This is a genomic window from Chitinophagaceae bacterium, from assembly GCA_016713085.1.
GTDB lineage: Bacteria > Bacteroidota > Bacteroidia > Chitinophagales > Chitinophagaceae > Lacibacter.
In genome coordinates, this window is the sequence record JADJPV010000001.1 from 1,590,810 (window position 1) to 1,613,766 (window position 22,957).

Genomic DNA, 22,957 nt, shown 5'->3' on the forward strand with positions numbered 1-22,957 from the left:
TTCAACTTTTACTGGCGTATTCCATTTAAAATACTTAACCGATAGGTTCGTACCGTTTTTTCAATGCTAAATCCTTTTCCAAAATCTATACATGTGAATATATTAAAACAACAAGTTTCTCCAATCCCCTAATTTTATATCCTCACATTACAACACATGAGTCCACAGATCAATTCCAAACTTCCCAACGTCGGCACCACCATCTTCACCGTGATGAGTGCATTGGCAACAGAACATAAAGCAGTCAATCTCGGACAGGGGTTTCCTGATTATCCCATGAGTGAAGAACTCACAGCCAAAGTGTATGAAGCCATGAAGCAGGGACATAATCAATATGCACCCATGCCCGGCCTGGTTAGTTTGCGTGAATCAATTGCAGAGAAAGTACAGCATCTGTATCATACATCCATCAACCCCGATACAGAAATCACTATTACTCCGGGCGGTACCTATGCTATTTATTCAGCATTAACAACCATTGTACGCCCCGGTGATGAAGTGATCATTTTTGAACCGGCTTACGACAGCTATATTCCCAACATTGAAATCAATGGAGGTATTGCCATTCCATTACCATTAACTTATCCTGATTATAAAATCGATTGGGACTTAGTCCGCTCATCCATTACTCCAAAAACAAAAGCAATCCTGATCAACTCGCCGCACAATCCAACAGGAAGTGTACTTGATAAGAATGATATTGAAGAACTGAAACAGGTTGTTGCAGGTACAAATATTTTCATCGTCAGCGATGAAGTGTATGAACATTTGATTTATGATGAACTGCCGCACGAAAGCATGTTGAAATACCCTGAATTATTTGAACGGAGTTTTGTTTGTTTTTCATTCGGCAAAACCTATAATTGCACAGGATGGAAACTAGGTTATTGTATTACTCCGGCTGTACTGATGAAAGAATACAGGAAAGTGCATCAGTTTAATGCATTTAGTTGTTTTACACCTGCGCAGGCTGCTTTGGCTATTTATTTAAAAAACAAAGAAGCTTATTTATCACTGCCACGTTTCATGCAGCAGAAGAGAGATTATTTTATAGCATTGATGAAGCAGACAAAGTTTGATCTGCTTACAACACATGGAAGTTATTTTATCTGCGCCAGTTATGGCCGCATCAGCGATGAAGCAGATAAAGATTTAGCCATACGCTTAACGAAGGAAGCAGGTGTTGCCACCATTCCCCTTTCAGCGTTTTGTCATAATGGAAAAGATGATAAAGTAGTTCGCTTTTGTTTCAGCAAACAGGACAGAACATTGCAGCAGGCTGTAGAAAAACTGATGAAGATTTAGTTGTCATCCTGAGGTACGAAGGATCTGTTCAGCTTTTGTACGAATGTCCGGCAGATCCCTCCTTCGTCGGGAGGACAAAAACTCAATACTTCCTCTTCTTACTCTTCAGGTATTTACCATGTATGATTTCACTCATGGTTTTGTTTTGCACTTTACTTTCTAACCATGAGATGATATCGAGATAAGCAAACGATCTTGTTTCAAATCTGTTTTTTTCCAGGTGTTTGATCTGATCAAGAAATTTCTTCAAGGCCTCCTTAATCTGATCAGGAGATTTATAACTGTTCTTCAGAAATTTAAACATCGCTTCTTCAACCACAGTTAGGTTTTTCATCTTGGCCATAAAACGGTGAACAGACTTTGCCAGCGAATCAAGGATTTCATAATTCCCCAGTTCATAATGACAAAGCATATGCATCAGCCTTGCATAACTCTGCAGATCAATACGCAGGTTCATTGGCCCGTTGATGATGAGCTGCAGATAATCAAGAGCTTTTTCATAATTGCCGCTGCCAAAATAAAGCGATGCAATTTTATAGTTGAATACAAGAATGCGGTGCTGATCAACATACAGTTCATATTCATGCAGCTTCTCTTCAATTTCTCCAACCACTTTCAATCCTTCTTTAAAGGTTCCTTTCATCAGGTAACCGTTGAGCTTTGCACTGTTGATATAAATAGAAGTATGTGTGCGGAAATTATCGTGTACCTGTGCTTCCTGTGTTTTGCCGTAATCTTCAAACTGTTTTAATGTTTCATCAAACTTTTGAAAATTGCGCAGATCAAAATGTGCGTTCAGCAAGGTATGCATGCCTTTAATGTAATGCCCGGTTTCAACGGTTTTTAGAAAAGGGTTTTCATTGTACAGATCAACCCATTTCTGGCTGTAACGGTAATACATTAAAAAATCCTGGCGTATAAATGCATACCAGCAATAGCTTTGATAGAGATACATCTTTTCATAAAAACCACTCACCAGTTCAAGATCCTTAGGCAGGTAACTTTTAAAAAATGTTCTGATATCTTTTTCATCATCCACATTTCTTGCATGTCCGTTGAGTACATACCAGCGGTAAAGCAATAAGGCAAGATTGGACAGACGTGTAACACGATCAATATGGCTGCTGATATCCAACGCCTCTTCAGCCATCTTTTCTGTTTTCTCTGTCGTGCTCCGGGTAATATGCAGAATTTCTATTTTCTTTTCAAGAGAAATGAGCTGTACCAGTGTATTAAACTTTTGATTGGCCCTTGCCACCTCTTTTGCTTTTTCAATAATGCGCAGACTTTGCTGCTTTAATCCTTTATTATAAAGGAGACGGGCATTGTCTAAATGCTCACTCAGCTGCAGATCCACATTTTCACCGGTTTTCAATAAACGTAAACTGGCCAGAAGTTCCCTGTACAGATGGGTTTTGAGATTTGCCAGCTTGGTTTTGCTGTTATCGGTTAATTTCTTCAGCAAAACCTGCTCATCATACTCCTGCATTTTGTCCAATGCGTCAAAAAGCTGGATAATTTTGAGGTCTTCTTTGGAGGAGCTTCGCTTTATGTAGAGCTTGAAATGCCGCTTTTCGGCTTTTTCAAGGGAGTGAACTAAATGAAATAATGTATCGGAAAAACTGTTGGCCATAATAATTTTTTTTCGTGAAAGCCTTTGCCAATCTACGTTTCCCTCTTTCAGGATGCCTTAGGCATCATATGAAGAGGCGTATTTTGATTTGATGTGTAAACACCGTTGGGCTAATTTTACATCATCATTAAGGCTTGAAAAATTATACAGCAAGCAATCGTTAAAAGTTGGAAAAGCAATAGTAACGGCCTCGATGACAACAGCTTTGAGCTGTTAAGAAAAACTACTTCGAACTATTTTTTTATATGGCAAGCAATCGTTAACGGTCAACTGTTTCTACAGATGACCTTTTTTTTTGCAGAAACTTCGCTAAGGTAACATAAAATTCCATTTAACAAACTCTTAAGATCAGTCTTTTTCCACATGCTGTTAAAGTAGGCTGTATTACATTCGGGGAACCATTGCAATTTCAACACAGAACGAAGGAGTTAGGCAATAAAACTTACAGATGTTATTATAAGTAAATGAAGATTTCTCCTGCATATCGTGGTATTTTCTTCATGCTGCTGGCAGCGTTGGGCTTTTCAATTATGGGTGGCGCAGCCAAAGCTCTAAAAGGAAGTTTCAATGCCGGGCAGTTGGTTTTTTGGCGTAACACAGTTGGCATCCTGGTATTGGCCATAAGTTTTGCTAACCGGAAACCGGTGAATAATGGCGGCAATCTTCCCCGTCTCATTTTTAGGGGGTTGATGGGAACGACGGCACTTTATACCCTTCTTTATTGTATTCTGCACCTTCCGCTGGGTACAGCCATGAGTTACAGTCTTACTTCAGCTTTATTTATTGCCTTATTTTCTTTTTTGCTGTTTCGTGAATATGAAGGCAGATGGGTTTTGCTGGCGGTGTTTATCGGGTTCACCGGTATGCTGTTGATTTATAAACCCAATATTCATCTGCCCTGGTATTATCATATTGCCGGACTGATCAGTGGTGTTTCTTCTGCCATTGCTTATTTAACCATTGGCAGACTTACAAAGTTTTATGATACAAGAATCATTGTGTTATCATTTGTATTAACCGGTGTTCTTGTTCCTTTATTATTTGTATTGATCCGTTTATTATTTCAACTGCCGGAAGATGATTTGCTTTTTATTGCCTGGAAATGGCCGCAGGGAAATGAATGGTGGTTGATTTTGTTGTTAGGATCGGCTGCGTTGTTTGGACAATTCTTTGTTACAAAGGCTTATGGTGCAGACAGGGCAGGAATTGTTTCTGCTATCGGCTATGCCAATATTATTTTCAGCATTTTTATTGGTATGATGCTGGGCGATGCTTTTCCTGATAACATTTCATTACTTGGTATTGGCTGCATCATTGGAAGTGGATTGATGATTTCATTCATTAAAAAGGAAAAAGAAAACATTTCTGTAAAAGATAACTTGCAGTAATATTGTTTTTTCATGAACAGCACTCCTACCTTTTTAATTGCAGGCATAGGTAACACTCTCCGTTCAGATGACGGAGTTGCTGCATTTGTGTGTGCTGAAATTGAAAAGAAGAAGCTGCAGAATGTAACTGTGATTATCAGCCAGCAATTGCAAACAGAGTTCATTGATCAGTTTCTGCAATATGATTATGTAGTGGTGATTGATGCCTCTATTATTGCAGAAGGAATCCTTTTTGAAAAAGTTCCTGATACAACCAAAGCCGTTCTTCATTCTTCACATCATATCAATTTGGCAACGCTTAACTCATTGGCAAAGCAATTGCACGGAAGAGCAATCAATTTGTATTCGTGCGGAATAGAAACCGAATGTTTTGAAACAGGAGAACAGCTTTCAGCAAAGGCCAAAGCCAATGCTGAGAAAGCTGTTCTGTATATAACTGATTGGGTAAGTACCTTGAGAGAGTAAGGTATGCCATACTTATTTCAGATGCCTGAAATTTATCAACATGCCTGATAAGTATGGCATACCTGTTTTAATTTCTTTCAATGCGTTTGATTAAATCTCCTGCTGCATCTTTTACTTCAATGATCATCGGCATTTGCCCCATGGCATGTGTTGAACAGGATAAGCAGGGATCGTAACAGCGAATGGTTGATTCAACCCTGTTCAGCATTCCTTCCTTCAAATCATTTCCTTTTACATATTGTTTGGCCACTTCTGTAATAGAACGGTTCATGGAAGGATTATTCTGCCCGGTAGCAATCAGCAGGTTTACATTTACCAGTTTACCGGTGTTATCTGTTTTGTAATGATGAAACAGTGTACCTCTTGGTGCTTCTGAACTGCCGATACCTTCTTCATAATTCCAGCGGCCGTTATGCTGTATATGTAATGATGTAACCTGTGGATCATTTAAAATCCGTTGTGCATCTTCTACATCACTCAACGCTTCAATTAAACGTGTATAGTGAAAGTAAAAAGTTCCATGTACAGGTTTTCCGCCATTCATTGCTTTGAAGAGTTCAAATTCTCTTTGTGCTAAAGGGGTGCGCATTTTACTGGCAACATTCAATCTTGCCAATGGCCCAACTCTGTAAAATCCTTTGTCGAAACCGAAGGGCTTATAATAAGGAAACTTCAGATAGGAAAAATTAACAGAACGTTCTGCTATATAGTCGAGATATTTTGCAGGCGATAACTGATCGTGTAAAATTGTACCGTCTGCATCCATGAAACGAAGTTTACCATCGTATAATTCATGTTCACCATTTGGACCAACTGTACCGAGATATAAAGTAGGGGAAGTTGCAAATGTTTCCACCATCTCTGCATTTTCATCATGAAAATGCTTGATGATTTCAATTCCCTTTTGTACTGTTTCAATTGCTTCAGGTATCCAGTCAAGCAATGCTTTCCTGTTTTCTTCTGTTAACGGATAAGCCATACCACCGGGAACAATGCCCATGATATGAATTTTTTTACCCGTGATACGTTCACTTAATTCCTGCCCGAATTTGCGTAACCGGATTCCACGTACTGCGATGTCGGGAAATTTTTCAGCAATACCGAGTATATTTCTTTTTGCAGGATCACTATCGTAGCCCAGCAAAAAATCGGGGGAGGAAAGATGAAAAAACGATAATGCATGTGAAGAAAGATTCTGACCGATATGCATTAATCTTCTTAAGAGGTTTGCTGTGTAAGTTGGCTGAATACCCTGGATCATTTCGCAGGCTTTTACACTGGCCAGTGTATGACTGGTTGGACAGATGCCGCAAATGCGTGGAGTAATCGTTGGCATTTCAGTATACATTCTTCCTTCACAGAATTTTTCAAAACCCCTGAATTCATTTACATGAAATAATGCATTCTCCACTTCACCGCTATTGTTTAGTTCAATGGTGATTTTTGCATGTCCTTCAATTCTTGTAACAGGAGAGATAAGGATTGTTCTTTTATCTTGATTAACCATAACGCAATTTTTTTACTTTGCTTAAATCGGGAACACGGTCGTTTAAAAATTCAAACAGTACATAAAAGATGGTATCAGCATCGGGAGGGCATCCCGGAATAACAAAATCAATGTGTACTAATTCCTGCAGGGGAACGACTTTATCATTCAGCTTAAGCAGTGCAGGATGATTGGGAACTTCGCCTTCCTGGTCGTTGCTGATGGCATTGACATAAGCGGTATCAAATACATCTTTCAGGTTGAAATAATTCCGCATGCCGGTAACATTGGTTGTTACAGCACAGTCACCCAGGGCAATCAGAATTTTTGAATGTGCACGCATGTGCATTAACTCGTGCTGGTGTTCATCACTTGTTACAGATCCTTCAATCAAAGCAATATCCACATCGGGAAATTCTTTTCCATCTACAACAGGCGACTTAACGATATCGGCCAGCTTTGCAACATCGAGGATGCGTTCATCAATATCCAGCAAAGACATATGGCAGCCGGAACAGCCACCCAGCCAAACCGTTGCTAATTTTTTCTTAGCCATTTTATCAATTCATTTTTAGTATCAACATTAATAAAAGAAATGATCAGAGTTTCATTGCTCTTTTCTCCATCAGTTCGTTAATCATTCCCGGATTTTTTTCAAGCTGTCCCTGCACAATTGCTTTCGGCCAGATAGCACCGGTAGGACAGGCATGCAGACATTTACCGCAGGATGTACATGTTTCAGATTCGCCCCATGGCGTATTGAAATCAGAAATGACCCGTACATTATAGCCACGGTTCATCACATCCCAGTTGTGTGCTCCTTCCACTTCATTACAAACTCTTACGCAACGGGTACACATGATGCAACGGTTATGATCAATTACATACCATGCATGCGATGTATCCACTTCACATTGAGGAAAGAGGAATGGATAACGGATACGGTCCATACCAACTTTGTAACCAAGCTTCTGCAGCTCGCATTTACCATTGGCAACACAAACAGAACATACATGATTGCGTTCTGCAAAAAATAATTCTGTTGTAATGCGTTGGTATTTTTTGATCCGTTCTGTATTGGTGCGGATGATCATGTTGGCTGCAATCTTGGTTGTACAGGCAGACAGTAATCTGCTTACACCTTCAATTTCAACAAGGCAAAGACGGCAGGCACCGATATCCAGCACTCCTTTTAAATGACACATGGTGAGAATTTCTATATCATGTGCACGGCAAACATCAAGAATAGTTTTGCCTTCTTCAACCTCCAGTTTTTTATCATCGATCTCTATGGAAATCTTGTTCATACATCAGGTTGTTGGTTGTAAATCTGTTTTCATTTTTTCTTCAGGATTGCTGATCCTGTTTTCATACTCTTCTCTGAAATGACGAAGAGTGCTCAGTAATGGATTGGGAGCAGATCCGCCAAGTCCGCAAAGACTTGATTCTTTTACATACACCGCCAATTCTTCCAATCGTTCAAGATCAAGTGCGGTTGCTTTATTGTCACAGATTTTTTTCAGCAGATCGTGCATCATCTTGGTGCCCACTCTGCAGGGAACACATTTACCGCAGCTTTCATCCATGCAGAACTCCATAAAGAAACGGGCGACATCCACCATGTCTGAACTTTCATCCATTACAATCAATCCACCCGATCCCATAATAGAACCCAAGCTGATTAATGATTCGTAATCCATTTTTACATCGAGATGTGCAGCAGGAATACAACCTCCGGATGGGCCACCTGTTTGTGCAGCTTTAAATTGACCACCTCCTTGTATACCGCCACCGATATCATAAATAATTTCACGGAGTGTTGTACCCATGGGCACTTCAATTAAGCCGGCATTGTTGATTTTACCTGCCAGTGCAAACACTTTTGTTCCTGCACTTTTTGCTGTTCCTATTTCACTGTACCATTCACCGCCATTATTAATGATGGGAGAGATAGCAGCCAGCGTTTCTACATTATTAATAAGCGTTGGTTTTCCCCAGAGCCCGCTTTCAGCAGGATAAGGAGGTCTTGGTTTTGGTGTTCCTCTTTTGCCTTCAATAGAAGCGATCAATGCAGTTTCTTCGCCACAAACAAAGGCACCCGCACCAATACGTACTTCCACATCAAAAGAAAACTCACTGCCGAGAATATTATTTCCGAGTAAGCCTAATTTCTTTGCCTGTTTAATGGCCAGCTCAAACCGTTTAATGGCCAATGGATATTCACCACGGATGTAAGCGTATCCTTTACTTGCACCAACAGCATAACCTGCAATTGCCATTCCTTCCAGTACCCTGTGCGGATTACCTTCCAAAACACTACGGTCCATGAATGCACCGGGATCACCTTCATCGCCATTACAGATTACATATTTTTGTTTACTTACATATTTATATACTGTTTCCCATTTAAACCCTGTTGGATAACCGGCACCCCCACGACCTCTGATACGGCTTTGTTTGATCTCTGCAATCACATCTTCGGGACTCATTTCAAACAGCACTTTATCAAAAGCTTTATATCCATCATGTACTAAGTAATCTTCAATTTTTTCTGGATTGAGATGACCACAATTTTTCAAAGCAATTTTCTGTTGCTTTTTAAAATAGGGATCTTCCTGTGCGTCAATAAATGGTTTAGGTCTTGAGTCTGCAAAAAGCAACAGGTCTTCAATTGGTTTTTTATCAATCAGCTGGCTTTGTACAATGCGGGAAATATTAGAACAGTCTACCTTTTGATAAACAGCATATTCAGGCAGGCATTTAATTAATGGCCCCTGGTTACACGGACCCATACAACCCGTGGGAATAATATCTATTTCACTTTCAAGCCCACGGTTCTTTACTTCTTCCTGTAATTTTTTCAATACATCTTCAGAACCGGAAGAAATACAGCCTGCACCACAGCAAACGCATAATTTATGCCTGTGTTTATTACTCTGATCTTTCGCTTTTTCAGCGTAGATAATCGTTTTTAAATCATGCCTGTTCATACCGTTTCCATTTTAGATTTAAGTTTGGCTATAATGGCATCTGCATCAGCTTTTGCCTGCACCTCATCATTAATGATTACGGCAGGAGCCAGTCCGCAGGCGCCGATACAACGGGCAACCTGTACGCCGAGCTTATTATCAGCACTCACTTCACCGGGTTTTAAATTGAATGCCCTTTCTACTTCATTCAGAATTTGCTGCGCACCTTTTACATAACAGGCTGTACCGGTACAAACCAGACAGGTATGTTCACCTTTTGATTTCAGTGAAAAGAAATGATAAAAGGATACGGTTGAAAAAACCCTTGAAGGCGGCAGATGCAGCTTTTTGCTGATATATTTCAACACGTTCATCGGTAAGTGTCCGTAGCTGTTCTGTGCAGTATGAAGAATTTCAATTAAAGCATCGGGCCTGTAATTTTCTTTTTTCATTTTAGCTGCTATCAGCTTTACACGGGGGTCTGTTGCAGAAAGCTCATTTTCATGAGCACGGTGGTGATGTGTATGAGCAGTCATATCACTTTATGATTTAAATCAAACAATGAATTTTTTCGAAAAACATCAATACAGGATACTCTGTAATAAACTATTATAGGAGAAGGGCTCAATCGCTTTGACACAAAATGTCATTTATATTTTCAGGTGCCTAAAATAGGATGTACTTTAAAAAAGAGATATGATGAATATCATCAGTATTACTGTTTGTTAACAATGGTAGTTTCGATTAACCCAATTTTAAATTGATATGAATCATATTACAGCATGACGCAACTGTGCTGTTTTCTCGTTCACAGTCTGTACTTTGTTATCCTCTTCAACCTTTCAATACCTTTCAATGAAAGAGCTGCTGCAAACCCAAATGATGAATCATCTTTGGGAAATACAATTAAAAGGTGGTTATATTAATGATGAAGATGTAAAAAGACTTGCACATCAGTTTAATCTTTCCGAAACAGAAGTAGAAGGCGTGGTATCTTTTTATCATTTTTTTCACCGCAAACCAACCGGCAAATACACTATTTATCTTAACAACAGTATTGTGGCTGATATAAAAGGATTCAGCCGAATTAAAGAAACACTCGAAAGGGAAACGGGTGCCGTTTTTGGATCGGTTGACCGCACAGGTACATTTGGATTATTTTTAACTCCATGCATTGGCCTCAGTGATCAGGAACCATCAGCATTGATCAACTTCTATCCTTTTACCAATCTGAACGCTATTAAAATAAAGGACATTATTGCCTCGCTGAAAAAAGGAGCAGACCCGGCAGCTATTTGTGATACACCTGCCGTTAATATCCGCTACTCACCTCAAGGGTCTAAGTCATTTTTCTTTAAAGAATTTATTGATGGAAAAAAATGGGATGCTGCAAAGAGCCAACCGTCGTTACCTAAGTATGTAATATGTAATGCTGATGAAGGAGAGCCGGGTACATTTAAAGACAGGGTATTGATGCAGACACAGGCAAAATCGCTGATTGAAGGAATGCTTATTTGCGGATATACCATCGGATCTGAATATGGTATCATTTACCTGCGGGGAGAATATAGATGGCTGAAAAGCAAACTTGAAGATGCGATTCAGGAATACAGAAATTCCGGTTTATTGGGAAGAGAATGCGGTGGGATAAAAGGCTTCAACTTTGATATACGTGTGCAAATGGGAGCAGGCTCCTATGTATGTGGAGAAGAAACCGCTTTACTTGAATCATTGGAAGGTAAAAGAGGAGAGCCGAGAACCAAGTGGTTTTTTCCTGTAGAAAAAGGGTATTTGCAACAACCTACTGTTATTAATAATGTAGAAACGTTTTGTGCGGCAGCAAGGATTATTGAAATGGGCACAGAAGAATATTTGAGCCTTGGAATCCCGGGTTCGCCCGGAGTAAAACTGCTCAGCGTTTCCGGTGATTGCAAAATACCGGGCATTTACGAAATAGAATTGGGTATGACGGTTGCAGAACTGCTTGAGCTTTGCGAAGCAGAAGATCCTTATTATATACAGGTTAGCGGCCCGTCAGGAGAATGTATTTCCATCAAAGAAAAATATCGCCGCATCTCTATGCTTGATCTGTTGGCCCGTAAAGACATACGCTGCGGAGGAGCCTTTATGATTTTTAATAAACAAAGAGACCTGGTGAAAGTGCTGTTGAACTTTACCGAATTCTTCAAATCAGAATCATGCGGCATCTGCACTCCATGCAGAGCCGGCAATTTTATTATTCAGCGAAAATTAGAAAGGCTGGATAACGGACTTGCGAATGAAAAAGACCTTGAAGAATTAAAAAACTGGGGAATGATTATGAAAAACACAAGCCGTTGCGGATTGGGTAAAACTGCCACCAACAGTTTGATTTATGCAATGGATAAATTTCACAGTTATTTTTCTTCTAAACTGGATAAAGAGTTTAACGGACTTAATCTCAAGTTTGACATAGAAGCCGCAACAAAAGAATACGAGAAATATAAAATATGAATGTTATGTCAAAGATGGTTACCATAACAATTGATGGAAAAAATATTGAAGCAGAAGAAGGAAAAACCTGATTCTCGCTGCAAAAGAACATGGAATTTTTATTCCTTCTCTTTGTTATTTTGAACATATTGAGCCGCCATTGGGTACATGCAGGTTGTGTACATGTAAGATTAATGGAAAGTTTGCGCCTGCCTGTACAGAAAAGGTAGCAGAAGGTCTTTCGGTAGAAGTAAATTCAGAGGAGCTGATTGATACCAGGAAGGCGTTGGTGGAAATGATGTTTGCAGAGGGGAACCATATTTGCCCTGCCTGTGAAAAAAGCGGTCATTGCGATTTGCAGCATATGGGATATGAATTGGGGGTTTCTTCCACCCGTTTTCAGCATTTATTTAAAGACCGCATCATTGATTTCAATCCATCCCGGATGGTACTGGAACATAATCGCTGCATTAAATGCATGCGTTGTGTTGTAGATGTAAAAACAAGCGATGGTAAAAAAGTATTCAATTACCAGAACAGGGGCAATGAAACATTTGTTGGAGTCGATTATGAACAGGAAGAAAGGCTTACTGAAGAACAGGTAGTTAATGCCATGAAAATTTGTCCAACAGGCGCCATTATCGTAAGAGGTGTCAGCATGTCAGAACCTTTTGGTGACCGAAAATTTGATATGGAATCTGTTCAGGAAAACTATCATAAAAAGAAATCAAAAAGAACTCATTCTGAAGAAATGAGTAAAAAAATTATAGCCACCGTATCTCTTGCCGGTTGTTTTGGTTGCCATATGTCTTTACTGGATGTGGATGAAGAAATACTTGATCTGGCTGAATTGGTTTCATTCGACAAATCGCCACTTACAGATTTCAAAGAGTTTTCTTCACGTTGTCATATTGGGTTGATTGAAGGAGGTGTTTGCAATTCAGAAAATATAGAAACACTCCGCAAGTTCAGGGAGCATTGCGACATTCTTGTTGCACTTGGTGAATGTTCCATCTGGGGCGGATTGCCTACCATGAGAAATTCAATTCTCTTAAGCGAATGTCTTGAAGAAGCCTATTTCAATTCGGCAACAAGCGAACCCGGTGCAAATGTTGTTCCGTATCATGAAGACTTACCAAAAATCCTTGACAGGGTGTATGCCTGTAATGAAATTGTAAAGATTGATTATTATATACCGGGATGCCCCCCTGATGCCAATCATATCTGGAAAGCGGTAAAGAATATTCTTTGGGGAAATGAATATTCCATTTTGTATTCAGAGTTTAAATACGATTAACGCATTTACTTATGAACAGAAAAATAACGATAGATCCTGTTACAAGAGTGGAAGGGCACGGAAGGGTTACGATTCATCTTGATGAATACGGACAGGTGAAAGACTCTTTTTTCATATTGTGGAGTTCAGGGGTTTTGAACGGTTTGTTCAGGGTCATCCATATTGGGAAGCACCAGTGCTTGTTCAACGATTATGTGGCATTTGCCCGGTGAGTCATCACCTTGCCGCTGCAAAAGCAATTGATCAGCTTGTTGGCATTGATCCGAAAGATCTTTCACCCACTGCAACAAAACTCCGTCGGTTGATGCATTTTGGACAAATTTTCCAATCACATGCATTGCATTTCTTTTACCTGGCATCACCCGATTTATTATTTGGTATGGATGCTCCGGTAGAGAAAAGAAATGTAATGGCCGTTGCTGTTGAAAACAGAGAGCTTGCAATAAAAGGTATTACCATGAGGAAGTTTGGTCAGGAAATTATCAAAGCTGTTGCAGGTAAAAGAATTCACGGAATACTTGCTGTGCCGGGCGGTGTTTACAAAACATTCACAGAAAAAGAAAGAGATTATTTTCTTGATGGGAAAGAAATCGAGAATATCGATACCATGATCGAATGGTCGCTGGCTATGATCAATTTTATAAAAGGATATCATGAAAAGAACAAAAAATTGCTCGATGAATTTGCTTCTTTCCCTTCCGGTCATCTTGGTATGGTGAATGAGCAGGGTGCACTGGATTTGTATGATGGAAAGTTAAGGGCTATTGACAGCGAGGGAGAAATTACGCTCAATGATATTTCTACTGATTTGTATCAGGACTATTTTTCTGAAGCGGTAGCACAATGGTCGTACATGAAGTTTCCTTATCTGAAAAATGTTGGCCGTGAAAAAGGATGGAACAGAGTAGGCCCATTGGCCCGGATGAATATTTGCAGCTCCATTCCTACTCCATTGGCCAATGCAGCAAGAAATGATTTCATTGCATTTACAGGAAAAAAAGTAAATAACAGTACCATGTATTCGCATTGGGCTAGATTAATTGAAATGCTGCATAGTGCCGAAGAAATGAAAGAATTGCTGAATGATCCTGAACTGCTGGGAAACGATCTCATCCGCAAAGGCACACCACGCTTGAAAGGGATTGGTATTATTGAAGCACCCCGTGGCACACTTACCCATCATTATGAAGTGGATGAAAAAGGAATGATTACACGTTGCAACCTGATTGTTTCCACCACACATAATAATGATGCAATGAATACCGCAGTGAAATGGGTGGCCAATAATGTTATCAGCCGGAAAGGAACCATTACCGACAGCATGCTGAACCAGGTTGAAGTTGCCATAAGAGCGTATGACCCCTGCCTGAGTTGCGCAACACAATCATTGGGCAGGATGCCATTAAAAGCTGAAGTATATAATTTTAAAGGCGAGCTGATAGATGAACGATTCAAAAACTGAGAAATCAGGTATATTAATTATAGGAATTGGCAACAGTGGCCGAAATGATGATGGCCTTGGTTGGAAATTCGTTGATATTGCCAGCCAGACAATGCGGGGTTATTTTGATGTTGAATACAGATACCAGCTCCAGATAGAAGATGCAGAACTTGTAAGTAAGTATAACAAAGTAATATTCGCCGACGCCTCTCAGGAAGCAATACAAAATGGATTTGAAATCACGATGTGTAAAAAAGCGGGGCATTATTTTTTTTCATCGCATTTGCAATCACCCGAAACAATTCTGTACCTGGCCGAAATGCTGTATAATAAAAGGCCTGAAACATTTACTCTTGCAATAGAAGGCAAAAACTGGGGGCTGGGTAAATCCATTAGTAAAGAAGCAGAAAAAAATCTGGAAAAGGCACTTGCATATTTTAAAAAAACATTTTTGCCTTCCATCCGGCCATTTATAATGGATTATCAGTAAAGGCAAGCTTTTGTTAATGAGTATGGTTCATTTTATTAATAAGCCACATCATGCTTTTAAGTGACAGTGATCATTCTCTGCCGAAAAAGTAAGGACTAATATAGCAGCCTCTTTTGACAATTAAATTGCTCAGCCATGTATTCCCTTATTGCCGGCTTGTTTATCCTGCCGGTTATTGTCAGCGGATTGTTGCTTGTATTGTCTAAAAAAGCCGCAGGTGCTTTAGTTATTATTTCTGCAGTGCTATTATCGGCACTGTCTCTCTACCTTTTTATTAATGCAGACAAGCCATTCTATTTCAGTGTACCTCATTATGTAAACGAAATTGTTGCAGGAGCTGATATCCTGTTGCTGCTTTATTTTGGCTGGGTAGCCCTGCGCAAAAAAAGCTGGCTGGTTGGCCTCATGAGTGTTTTACAGCTTGGCGGTTTACTCTACCTGCTGAAAACATTACCATCCGGGGAAGCCATGCAGTTCATGGTTGATAGGCTGAGTGCATTTATGTTCCTGCTCATCAATATCATCAGCGGCATTATAGCTATTTATTCGCTGCGGTATATTGCGGAAGAGGAATGCAGCAAGTTCCGAAAAAAATATTTTCTCTCCACCATGTTCTGGTTCATAGCAGTCATGAACCTGGTTGTTTCATCAGATAACATGGAATACTTTTTCCTGTTCTTTGAATTAACCACACTCGCTTCCTTCCTGTTTATCGGTTTCAGAAAAGATAAGGAATCAGTTAAAAACGCCATAACAGCTTTATGGATGAACCAGCTTGGCGGTTTGGCAATACTTGTTGCTATCTTCTTCATTGCATATAATGGATACGGTGAAGCAACATTCACCAACCTGCTGGCACATGCAGGAGAACCCGGCATTCTGCTTCCTCTTGCTTTACTGGCAGTTGCTGCTTTAATTAAAGGTGCACAGATGCCGTTCAGTAAATGGCTGCTTGGTGCAATGGTGGCTCCAACTCCTGTGAGTGCGCTGCTCCATTCTTCTACCATGGTGAAGATTGCTCCTTTTATGATTCTTCGTTTAGCACCTGCATTAAAAGAAACACCTGTGGCAACAGTTGTAATTGCATTAACAGGGTTTGTTTTTGTGGCAGCAGCTGTTCTCGCTCTGTCGCAGGATAACCTGAAACGAATTCTTGCCCATTCAACAATTGGGTTGCTTTCATTAATGATTATGATGGCAGCCATTGGTACACCAGTTACCATCATTGCTTCACTTGTACTTATCCTGTTTCATGGTATTTCAAAATGTATGCTGTTCCTCAATGCAGGGGTTTTGGAAAGAGTATTTCATCTCAAGCAAACTTCTGATATGGATAAGCTGGGAGAGCTTGGACCATACACTTCACTGGCGGTAACCATTGGTTTTATGTCGCTGCTGCTGCCACCATTTGGTGCATTTGTAGGGAAATGGATCAGTTATTTAACACTGGGGGTTTTTCTGCATGAGCAAAGAATATTTGGTGCCTTGGTAATTGTGTTTGTGGCCATTGAGGCGCAGTTTTTTCACTGCTTTATTTTAAAGTGATGTGAACGCTTATTTCAAGAACTGGGAAGAACGATCATGTTGTTTTTGAGCATACAGGCAAAACATATAAAGCAATCATCAACCTGTTAATGATTATGATTGTATTGTGTATGGTTGGCTTGCCATTCCTGTTAACTCATATATTTTCACCCGTAGCCGCTGATCTTATCGGCTCATCTATTCCTATTGTTACTGAAGGCTGGAATTATTATATCGGCTCAATGAAACTGCCAATGGTGCCTTTGCTGGTTGCATTCTTTCTGCTGCCGGTTACAATTGTTGCTGCCATGTTTGTGCAATTTAAAAAAGTTGACAGGGCCAAAGAATACATGTGCGGCGAAAAAATTAATTATTCTTTTTCTTCATTCTATTTCACAACCGATAAAGCGACTCCTTATTTTTCAACAGCAGGTATTTTGTTTTTTATTGCACTGATAGCTGTGGCTTTGATATAAAACGATCTTGTTATGAACAACGTATTGCTTCCAGTTTTACTCATCATCCTCGCTCCATTTATTGGCGGATTGATTTATGGATTTGAACGCATCGTTAAAGCACGCATGCAGAGAAGAGTTGGTCCGCCATTACTGCAGCCTTTTTATGATTTCTTAAAACTGGCAGATAAAAGAAGAATGATGGTTCACTCCGCTCATGCTTTCTTAGGAATTATGCACTTTGTTTCATTATGGTTTGCACTGGCTGTTTTGCTGCTGGGCGGTGATTTGATTTTAGTGGTGTTCCTTCACCTGCTTTCATCTTCACTCATGATCCTGGCGGGCTACAGTACACGTTCCATCTTCAGTCATCTTGGCGCCAACAGAACTGCGATGACCCTGCTTGCTTACGAACCTGTGCTGATATTGATTGCTGTTTCCATGTACCTGGTTACCGGCAGTTTTGATGTTTCATCTGTTTACAAAATGAGTGAACCCTTATTATATAAAATGCCGCTGGCCTTTATTGCACTGCTGCTTATACTTCCCATCAAACTGAAAAAATCACCTTTTGATATTGCCGAAGCTCACCAGGAAATAACAGGCGGTACAGAGATTGAGTTTTCAGGAATTTTCTATGAAGCCGTGTATACAGCTAAATGGCTTGATTATGTTTTTTGCTATACATTGGTATTCCTTTTTGCTGGCAGTAATATTTTATTAGGTGCAGCATTGGTTGTGTTTACATTCTTTTATCTGAATGCATTAGATAATTCAAGTGCGAGGGTGAACTATCGTCAGATGCTCCGGTTTTCATTAACAGTAGCATTTTCTCTTGCCTTTATTAATTTATTAATAAACAGTTTAACATGAACCTGGCTTCTTTCAGAAAAAAATCACCCTGGATTCTGCATTACAATGCAGGCGGATGCAACGGCTGTGATATTGAAATCCTTGCCTGTCTTGGGCCTAAATATGATATTGAACGTTTTGGAATGATCAATACAGGTAATCCAAAGCAATCAGATATTTTATTAGTAACCGGTCCGGTTACCAAACGCTCCCGTGAAAGACTGGTAGAGATCTACGCACAAATGCCCGAACCAAAAGTTGTGATCAGTTGCGGTGCCTGCGCAAGTACAGGCGGTGTGTTCAGGGGAATGTATAATTGCGAAGGTGGTATTGATCAGTTCATACCCGTAGATGTATATGTATGTGGCTGCGGTACAAGACCTGAACAGATTATTGATGGTGTCGTACAGGCACTTGCAATTTTAGAAACAAAAACAAAGGAAATAGAAAAATCAGTAAGGCTGAATAAAGAAGTGGTGAAAGAAGGAACACAGATCAACAGAAGAAATATTGCGGATGAAATTAAACCGTTATTAGCATGAAGAAGATTGAAACATCAATAGAAAAATTAAAAAGTGATATCGCTGATTATTACAAACCCGATCAGCATCATTTCATTGTAATGAATGCGGTTGACCTGGGAGAGAAGATGGAGATACAATGGTTCTTCAGCGATTATGCCTATCCCTGCGATACAACCTGTTTTTTTGCAATCGTTAATCCTGCTGAAGAAATTCCAAGCATCAAAGAGATTGTTGTGTCAGCATGGGTTGCAGAAGCTGAGCTGGTGGATTTGATGAATATCAAAATCGAAAACACCGAAAAAGGATTTGTACTGGAACCAGATTTTGAAAGCGGACCATTAAGAAAGAAAAAATAATTATGGGAAAGCAATATGAAATACCGGTAGGTGCCCAGCATATTTCACTGCTGGAGCCTCTCCATTTTAAGTTCACCACGGTGAATGAAAAAATTAAAAGTACCGAAGCGAATGTGTTTTATGTACACCGTGGTATAGAACTTGCCTGTTGTTCAAAGTTTAAATTCAGGCAGGTAAGTTTTGTGGTTGGACGTGTATGTGGTTTATGTTCAATTTCACATTCTACTGCTTATTCACAGGTAGCTGAAAAATTACTGAAGATTGAAATCCCAACAAGAGCAAAGTATTTGCGGATGCTGGTAATTGAACTCGACCGTATTCATTCACATTTATTATGTCTCAGCCATGTGGCAGAAAACTCCGGCTTTGAAGCATTGTTCATGAAAACCATGCAGTACAGGGAGTTTTCAATGGAAGTGTTAGAAGCTGTTTGCGGCAACCGTGTTCAATACGATTTTGCAATTGTGGGCGGAGTATCCCGTGATTTAAAACCTGAGATTGGCAGGTGGATTTTAGAGCGAATGAAAAGTTTTATGCCGCAGTTAGAAGAACTGGTTGACATCTATCAAAACAACTGGACACTGTCTTTAAAAAATAAAGGCATTGGCGTTCTTACAAAAGAAAATGCAATGCGGCTGAATGTAGTTGGACCGTTTGCAAGAGCTGCAGGTTTAGCAATTGATGTGCGTAACGAAACAGAAGACCTGTTACCGTGGAAAGAAGTTGGTTTTGAAATGATCACAGATACAGCAGGAGATGTACATGCAAGAAATATGCTGAGGCTTCGTGAAATCTATGTTTCTATCCGCATCATTGAAAACATCATTAACGGGTTACCGGAGTCAGCACTCATCACTGAAACAAAAGCATTTCCTGATGGAGAAGCAACCGTTCGGTTAGAAGCACCAAGGGGTGAATTGTTTTATTATGCCAAAGGAAATAAAACGCAGGTGCTGGAACGGTTAAAAATTAAAGCACCCACATTCTCCAATGTAGGGGCTATGGCTGAAACATTCAAAGGAAATGAATATGGAAGTGTTCCCGCTATTATTGCATCATATGACCCATGCCTTTCATGTACTGCGAGATAAAAAAGTAAGAAATGAAAACATTTTTTAAAGCACTTGGAAACGTATTAAAGAAACCGGTAACAACAAAGTACCCGTTTGAGCAAACCTATAAGCCCGATGACTACCGTGGTTTAATTGGTTTTGAAGAAAACCTTTGTATCTGGTGCCGCCGTTGTGAAACGGCCTGTCCTCCCGGAGCTATTGTTTTTTCACAGGATATGGAAGGGAAACAAACTTATCATTATAACAGGGCGGTTTGTATTTATTGCGGCGAATGTGTTCGTTCCTGTCCAAAAGAAGGAGCACTTTTCCAAACTGCTGAACCGGCTCCCTGTGCATTAAAAGCAGAAAACATCAACAACGGCTGGAACAAATTATTTGATGAAGCAATTGCAAGCCGTGAAGAGTATGCCGCTGAAAAGAAACGAAAAGCAGCAGCAGCAAAATCTGCGGAGGTAAAAAAAGATACAGAAAGCAAGGAAGGTTCTTAGTTATTCGTTCAACAACCTTATCCAATTCCTATGCATGAACTTTCTATAGCACACTCCATCTTATCCATTGCGGAAAATCGGCTCCGGAAGGCAAAGGAATTATTACAGCTGTATCCATGCAGATTGGTCAGCTCAGCAGCATTGAAATTGATTCTCTCCGTTTTGCTTTTGAAGCAATCAAATCAAATACTGTACTTGAAAAAGCCGAACTCAATATTGATATAATAGAAGGCGAAGCAAAATGCCTGGACTGTCAAACTGTGTTTCATCTCAACGCTTACGGCACTGCCTGTCCCAATTGTAAAAGCTATGGCGTCACGATTTTGAAAGGAACAGAAATGAAAATTCTCAGTCTTACAATTGATGAATAATTTCTTTTGGTGACTAAAGCATCTTCTGCAACAAAAAACTAACGATTGTACTGAAAAGGGAAAGATTACAGGTTTCAAAAAATTTTATGTCTTTCTTTTAATTATATCAATTACTTTTGTTCCTCAATTTTTTAAAGCAGTTGACAAACACAAATACATATCAAATTCAGGAAGTAAGTGCCAATAACAGCACTGCTAACTTCCATGTATTTTCCCCACGACCTCGACGCATCGTCTGATAGGACGAGCCCTTCACCAAGGCCCCTGTCAGTGAACAACTCCCCGGTAATACTCTTAGGATTGGTCATCCCGTTTTTGTTAAGCAATTACAGACATGGAACATCAGGATATTATTATACGTGTAGCCAATAGTGGCGATACCCAATATGCAGAAACTATCACCAGGGAAATGGAGGAAAGTGCCAAAGCCCGTGGTACAGGAATAGCCAAAAGAAGCCCCGAATATGTAGCCAATAAAATGGATGAAGGAAAAGCGGTGATCGCTTTAACTAATGATGGTGTATGGGTTGGCTTTTGTTATATTGAAACATGGAGCCACGGAGCATTTGTTGCCAACAGCGGATTAATCGTTTCTCCGGCTTTCAGAAAAAGCGGTGTGGCTAAAAGTATTAAAGAAAAAGTCTTCCAGCTTTCACGCCAGTTATTTCCCGATGCAAAAATCTTTGGTTTAACAACAGGTCTTGCAGTAATGAAGATCAACTCCGATCTTGGTTACGAACCCGTTACTTACAGCGAGCTTACACAGGATGAAGAATTCTGGGCCGGTTGTAAAAGTTGTGTGAACTATGATATCCTCATGAGCAAGGATCGAAAAAACTGTATGTGTACCGCCATGCTCTATGACCCAAAAGATCATTACGAGCCCGCTGAAACAAAACAATACTTCGAAGAAAATAAAAAAGGATTTGAACGCCTGCTCCGTTTCAAGGAATGGAAGCTGGTGAAAGCTTTTCTGCGCAAAGACAAGGATGAGAATGGCGGCAGCGAAAGCAGATCAAAAAAATCCTGCATTATTTTTTTCATTTATAATATTTGTAACCGGCAACTGTTCCCTGTTTGGACAGTTGTTGTGTCACACCCTTCTACGTTCAATAATTCTATTCTACTATGGTAAACAAAAAAATTGTACTCGGATTCAGTGGCGGACTTGATACTACTTATTGCGCCAAATACCTCAGCGATGAAATGGGATATGAAATTCACTCGGTAATTGTTAACACCGGGGGATTCAGTGAAGAAGAGTTGAAAAAGATTGAAGCACATGCATACAAGCTTGGCGTAAAAACACACACAACAGTTGATGCGGTGAAAGGTTATTACGAACGCATCATTAAATACTTAGTGTTTGGCAATTGCTTAAAAAATAATACATATCCATTAAGTGTAAGTGCCGAACGTTTAAGCCAGGCTTTACATATTGCAGAACATGCAAAGAAATTAAATGCTGATGCAGTAGCACACGGAAGCACAGGAGCTGGCAATGACCAGGTTCGTTTTGATATGATTTTTCATATCATGATTCCCGGAGTGGAAATCATCACACCCATCCGAGATATGAAACTGAGCCGTGAAGATGAAATCACTTACTTAAAAAGTAAGGGAGTGGAAATGAACTTTGAAAAAGCAGCTTACTCGATTAATAAGGGACTGTGGGGAACAAGCATTGGCGGAAAAGAAACCCTCAACAGTAAAGGCATGTTACCCGAAGAAGCATGGCCAACGCAAGTAACTAAAACCGGAAGCGAAGAAGTTAAACTTCATTTCGAAAAAGGAGAACTGAAAGGAGTAAATGATCAGCAGTTTTCACACCCGGTTGAAGCCATCAACTATTTACAATCATTAGCAGGTCCTTATGGTATTGCAAGAGATATTCATGTGGGAGATACCATCATTGGTATTAAAGGAAGAGTTGGTTTTGAAGCAGCGGCACCAATGGTGATTTTGAAAGCACATCATGCGCTGGAGAAAAATGTACTTACCAAATGGCAGTTGCAATGGAAAGATACACTGGCGCAATTTTATGGCAACTGGATGCATGAAGGACAGATCCTTGATCCGGTGATGCGTGATCTTGAAGCTTATTTTGAAAGCAGTCAGCGGAATGTTACCGGTGATGTATTTGTGCAGCTGATGCCTTACCGTTTCCAGGTAATTGGTATTGAAAGCAAATATGATCTCATGAGTGCAAAGTTTGGTAAGTATGGTGAAATGAATACCGGGTTTACTGGAGATGATGTTAGAGGGTTTTCAAAGATCTTCGGCAATCAGACTTCTATCTGGACTGCTGTTCAGGCAGAGAATGAAAAATAACGAATGAAAAATTAAGAATGAGAAAGGATGTGCAGAG

General features: G+C 39.9%; 21 protein-coding genes and 2 pseudogenes. 17 read left to right on the plus strand and 6 right to left on the minus strand.

All coding sequences use genetic code 11. The features are described from left to right. Positions 1 to 156: 156 nt before the first annotated feature. Positions 157 to 1,305, plus strand: a complete 1,149-nt coding sequence (locus IPK31_07760) for an aminotransferase class I/II-fold pyridoxal phosphate-dependent enzyme (GenBank protein ID MBK8087837.1) — start codon at positions 157 to 159, stop codon at positions 1,303 to 1,305. An 82-nt stretch (positions 1,306 to 1,387) separates the two neighbouring features. Here the strand turns inward: IPK31_07760 and IPK31_07765 are convergent, their stop codons facing one another. After that, positions 1,388 to 2,938 carry a hypothetical protein gene (locus IPK31_07765; GenBank protein MBK8087838.1) on the minus strand — a complete coding sequence of 517 codons (1,551 nt, stop codon included), beginning with the start codon at positions 2,936 to 2,938 and terminating at the stop codon, positions 1,388 to 1,390. 464 nt (positions 2,939 to 3,402) lie between these two features. Between IPK31_07765 and IPK31_07770 the strand changes: the two genes are divergently transcribed. Both IPK31_07770 and IPK31_07775 read left to right on the plus strand, forming a co-directional pair. Continuing rightward, the gene (locus IPK31_07770; protein MBK8087839.1) at positions 3,403 to 4,326 is read left to right on the plus strand and encodes a DMT family transporter; all 924 of its coding nucleotides are present in this window, start codon (positions 3,403 to 3,405) and stop codon (positions 4,324 to 4,326) included. Positions 4,327 to 4,338: 12 nt separating this feature from the next. Further along, a complete protein-coding gene (locus IPK31_07775; protein ID MBK8087840.1) occupies positions 4,339 to 4,791 on the plus strand; it encodes a hydrogenase maturation protease in 453 nt (150 codons plus the stop codon). 67 nt (positions 4,792 to 4,858) lie between these two features. On the opposite strand, the gene IPK31_07780 is transcribed toward IPK31_07775, so the two are convergent. From IPK31_07780 to IPK31_07800, 5 genes are read right to left on the minus strand one after another with little or no spacing between them, the layout of a single operon-like run. Continuing rightward, complete coding sequence (locus IPK31_07780) at positions 4,859 to 6,298, minus strand: Ni/Fe hydrogenase subunit alpha (GenBank protein MBK8087841.1); 1,440 nt, start codon at positions 6,296 to 6,298, stop codon at positions 4,859 to 4,861. Then, positions 6,291 to 6,833, minus strand: coding sequence for an NADP oxidoreductase (locus tag IPK31_07785; GenBank protein ID MBK8087842.1), 543 nt, complete (start codon positions 6,831 to 6,833; stop codon positions 6,291 to 6,293). The genes IPK31_07780 and IPK31_07785 overlap by 8 nt, the downstream gene beginning before the upstream one ends. A 43-nt stretch (positions 6,834 to 6,876) precedes the next feature. Beyond that, a complete protein-coding gene (gene hoxU / locus IPK31_07790) occupies positions 6,877 to 7,584 on the minus strand; it encodes a bidirectional hydrogenase complex protein HoxU (GenBank protein ID MBK8087843.1) in 708 nt (235 codons plus the stop codon). A 3-nt stretch (positions 7,585 to 7,587) separates the two neighbouring features. After that, the gene (nuoF, locus tag IPK31_07795; GenBank protein MBK8087844.1) at positions 7,588 to 9,267 is read right to left on the minus strand and encodes an NADH-quinone oxidoreductase subunit NuoF; all 1,680 of its coding nucleotides are present in this window, start codon (positions 9,265 to 9,267) and stop codon (positions 7,588 to 7,590) included. Beyond that, positions 9,264 to 9,782 carry an NAD(P)H-dependent oxidoreductase subunit E gene (locus IPK31_07800; protein MBK8087845.1) on the minus strand — a complete coding sequence of 173 codons (519 nt, stop codon included), beginning with the start codon at positions 9,780 to 9,782 and terminating at the stop codon, positions 9,264 to 9,266. The genes nuoF and IPK31_07800 overlap by 4 nt, the downstream gene beginning before the upstream one ends. 319 nt (positions 9,783 to 10,101) lie before the next feature. On the opposite strand from IPK31_07800, the gene IPK31_07805 reads away from it, so the two are divergent. The 14 genes and pseudogenes from IPK31_07805 to argG all read left to right on the plus strand — a co-directional run bounded on the left by IPK31_07805 (position 10,102) and on the right by argG (position 22,920). Further along, entirely contained in the window at positions 10,102 to 11,739 is a 1,638-nt protein-coding gene (locus IPK31_07805; GenBank protein MBK8087846.1) for an NAD(P)H-dependent oxidoreductase subunit E, read from the plus strand. Between the two features lie 139 nt (positions 11,740 to 11,878). Next, the gene (locus tag IPK31_07810) at positions 11,879 to 13,015 is read left to right on the plus strand and encodes a ferredoxin (protein MBK8087847.1); all 1,137 of its coding nucleotides are present in this window, start codon (positions 11,879 to 11,881) and stop codon (positions 13,013 to 13,015) included. Between the two features lie 11 nt (positions 13,016 to 13,026). Then, positions 13,027 to 14,477: pseudogene (locus tag IPK31_07815) on the plus strand (Ni/Fe hydrogenase subunit alpha). Beyond that, positions 14,458 to 14,946: a hydrogenase maturation protease gene (locus IPK31_07820; GenBank protein MBK8087848.1), complete on the plus strand. Its 489-nt coding sequence runs from the start codon at positions 14,458 to 14,460 to the stop codon at positions 14,944 to 14,946. The pseudogene IPK31_07815 and the gene IPK31_07820 overlap by 20 nt, the downstream one beginning before the upstream one ends. A 135-nt stretch (positions 14,947 to 15,081) precedes the next feature. Continuing rightward, a complete protein-coding gene (locus IPK31_07825) occupies positions 15,082 to 16,491 on the plus strand; it encodes a hypothetical protein (protein ID MBK8087849.1) in 1,410 nt (469 codons plus the stop codon). A gap of 95 nt (positions 16,492 to 16,586) precedes the next feature. Continuing rightward, positions 16,587 to 16,946: a hypothetical protein gene (locus tag IPK31_07830; GenBank protein MBK8087850.1), complete on the plus strand. Its 360-nt coding sequence runs from the start codon at positions 16,587 to 16,589 to the stop codon at positions 16,944 to 16,946. Positions 16,947 to 16,958: 12 nt separating this feature from the next. After that, the gene (locus tag IPK31_07835) at positions 16,959 to 17,798 is read left to right on the plus strand and encodes an NADH-quinone oxidoreductase subunit H (protein ID MBK8087851.1); all 840 of its coding nucleotides are present in this window, start codon (positions 16,959 to 16,961) and stop codon (positions 17,796 to 17,798) included. Beyond that, positions 17,795 to 18,319: an NADH-quinone oxidoreductase subunit NuoB gene (gene nuoB, locus IPK31_07840; GenBank protein MBK8087852.1), complete on the plus strand. Its 525-nt coding sequence runs from the start codon at positions 17,795 to 17,797 to the stop codon at positions 18,317 to 18,319. Before IPK31_07835 ends, nuoB begins: the two co-directional genes overlap by 4 nt. After that, on the plus strand, positions 18,316 to 18,657 hold the full coding sequence (locus IPK31_07845; protein MBK8087853.1) for an NADH-quinone oxidoreductase subunit C: 342 nt from the start codon (positions 18,316 to 18,318) through the stop codon (positions 18,655 to 18,657). The genes nuoB and IPK31_07845 overlap by 4 nt, the downstream gene beginning before the upstream one ends. A gap of 2 nt (positions 18,658 to 18,659) precedes the next feature. Further along, positions 18,660 to 19,748, plus strand: a complete 1,089-nt coding sequence (locus tag IPK31_07850) for a nickel-dependent hydrogenase large subunit (GenBank protein ID MBK8087854.1) — start codon at positions 18,660 to 18,662, stop codon at positions 19,746 to 19,748. 11 nt (positions 19,749 to 19,759) lie between these two features. After that, positions 19,760 to 20,218: a 4Fe-4S dicluster domain-containing protein gene (locus tag IPK31_07855; GenBank protein MBK8087855.1), complete on the plus strand. Its 459-nt coding sequence runs from the start codon at positions 19,760 to 19,762 to the stop codon at positions 20,216 to 20,218. A 116-nt stretch (positions 20,219 to 20,334) separates the two neighbouring features. Beyond that, on the plus strand, positions 20,335 to 20,589 hold the full coding sequence (locus IPK31_07860) for a hydrogenase maturation nickel metallochaperone HypA (GenBank protein MBK8087856.1): 255 nt from the start codon (positions 20,335 to 20,337) through the stop codon (positions 20,587 to 20,589). Between the two features lie 334 nt (positions 20,590 to 20,923). Then, positions 20,924 to 21,583, plus strand: a pseudogene (locus IPK31_07865) (GNAT family N-acetyltransferase). Positions 21,584 to 21,717: 134 nt separating this feature from the next. Next, positions 21,718 to 22,920 carry an argininosuccinate synthase gene (argG, locus tag IPK31_07870; GenBank protein ID MBK8087857.1) on the plus strand — a complete coding sequence of 401 codons (1,203 nt, stop codon included), beginning with the start codon at positions 21,718 to 21,720 and terminating at the stop codon, positions 22,918 to 22,920. Positions 22,921 to 22,957: the final 37 nt, after the last annotated feature.

Coding starts and splice junctions, on each gene's coding strand:
- IPK31_07760 (MBK8087837.1), top strand. CDS start 157: ATGAGTCCACAGATCAATTCCAAACTTCCCAACGTCGGCACCACCATC.
- IPK31_07765 (MBK8087838.1), bottom strand. CDS start 2,938: ATGGCCAACAGTTTTTCCGATACATTATTTCATTTAGTTCACTCCCTT.
- IPK31_07770 (MBK8087839.1), top strand. CDS start 3,403: ATGAAGATTTCTCCTGCATATCGTGGTATTTTCTTCATGCTGCTGGCA.
- IPK31_07775 (MBK8087840.1), top strand. CDS start 4,339: ATGAACAGCACTCCTACCTTTTTAATTGCAGGCATAGGTAACACTCTC.
- IPK31_07780 (MBK8087841.1), bottom strand. CDS start 6,298: ATGGTTAATCAAGATAAAAGAACAATCCTTATCTCTCCTGTTACAAGA.
- IPK31_07785 (MBK8087842.1), bottom strand. CDS start 6,833: ATGGCTAAGAAAAAATTAGCAACGGTTTGGCTGGGTGGCTGTTCCGGC.
- hoxU (MBK8087843.1), bottom strand. CDS start 7,584: ATGAACAAGATTTCCATAGAGATCGATGATAAAAAACTGGAGGTTGAA.
- nuoF (MBK8087844.1), bottom strand. CDS start 9,267: ATGAACAGGCATGATTTAAAAACGATTATCTACGCTGAAAAAGCGAAA.
- IPK31_07800 (MBK8087845.1), bottom strand. CDS start 9,782: ATGACTGCTCATACACATCACCACCGTGCTCATGAAAATGAGCTTTCT.
- IPK31_07805 (MBK8087846.1), top strand. CDS start 10,102: ATGAAAGAGCTGCTGCAAACCCAAATGATGAATCATCTTTGGGAAATA.
- IPK31_07820 (MBK8087848.1), top strand. CDS start 14,458: ATGAACGATTCAAAAACTGAGAAATCAGGTATATTAATTATAGGAATT.
- IPK31_07825 (MBK8087849.1), top strand. CDS start 15,082: ATGTATTCCCTTATTGCCGGCTTGTTTATCCTGCCGGTTATTGTCAGC.
- IPK31_07830 (MBK8087850.1), top strand. CDS start 16,587: ATGATTGTATTGTGTATGGTTGGCTTGCCATTCCTGTTAACTCATATA.
- IPK31_07835 (MBK8087851.1), top strand. CDS start 16,959: ATGAACAACGTATTGCTTCCAGTTTTACTCATCATCCTCGCTCCATTT.
- nuoB (MBK8087852.1), top strand. CDS start 17,795: ATGAACCTGGCTTCTTTCAGAAAAAAATCACCCTGGATTCTGCATTAC.
- IPK31_07845 (MBK8087853.1), top strand. CDS start 18,316: ATGAAGAAGATTGAAACATCAATAGAAAAATTAAAAAGTGATATCGCT.
- IPK31_07850 (MBK8087854.1), top strand. CDS start 18,660: ATGGGAAAGCAATATGAAATACCGGTAGGTGCCCAGCATATTTCACTG.
- IPK31_07855 (MBK8087855.1), top strand. CDS start 19,760: ATGAAAACATTTTTTAAAGCACTTGGAAACGTATTAAAGAAACCGGTA.
- IPK31_07860 (MBK8087856.1), top strand. CDS start 20,335: ATGCAGATTGGTCAGCTCAGCAGCATTGAAATTGATTCTCTCCGTTTT.
- argG (MBK8087857.1), top strand. CDS start 21,718: ATGGTAAACAAAAAAATTGTACTCGGATTCAGTGGCGGACTTGATACT.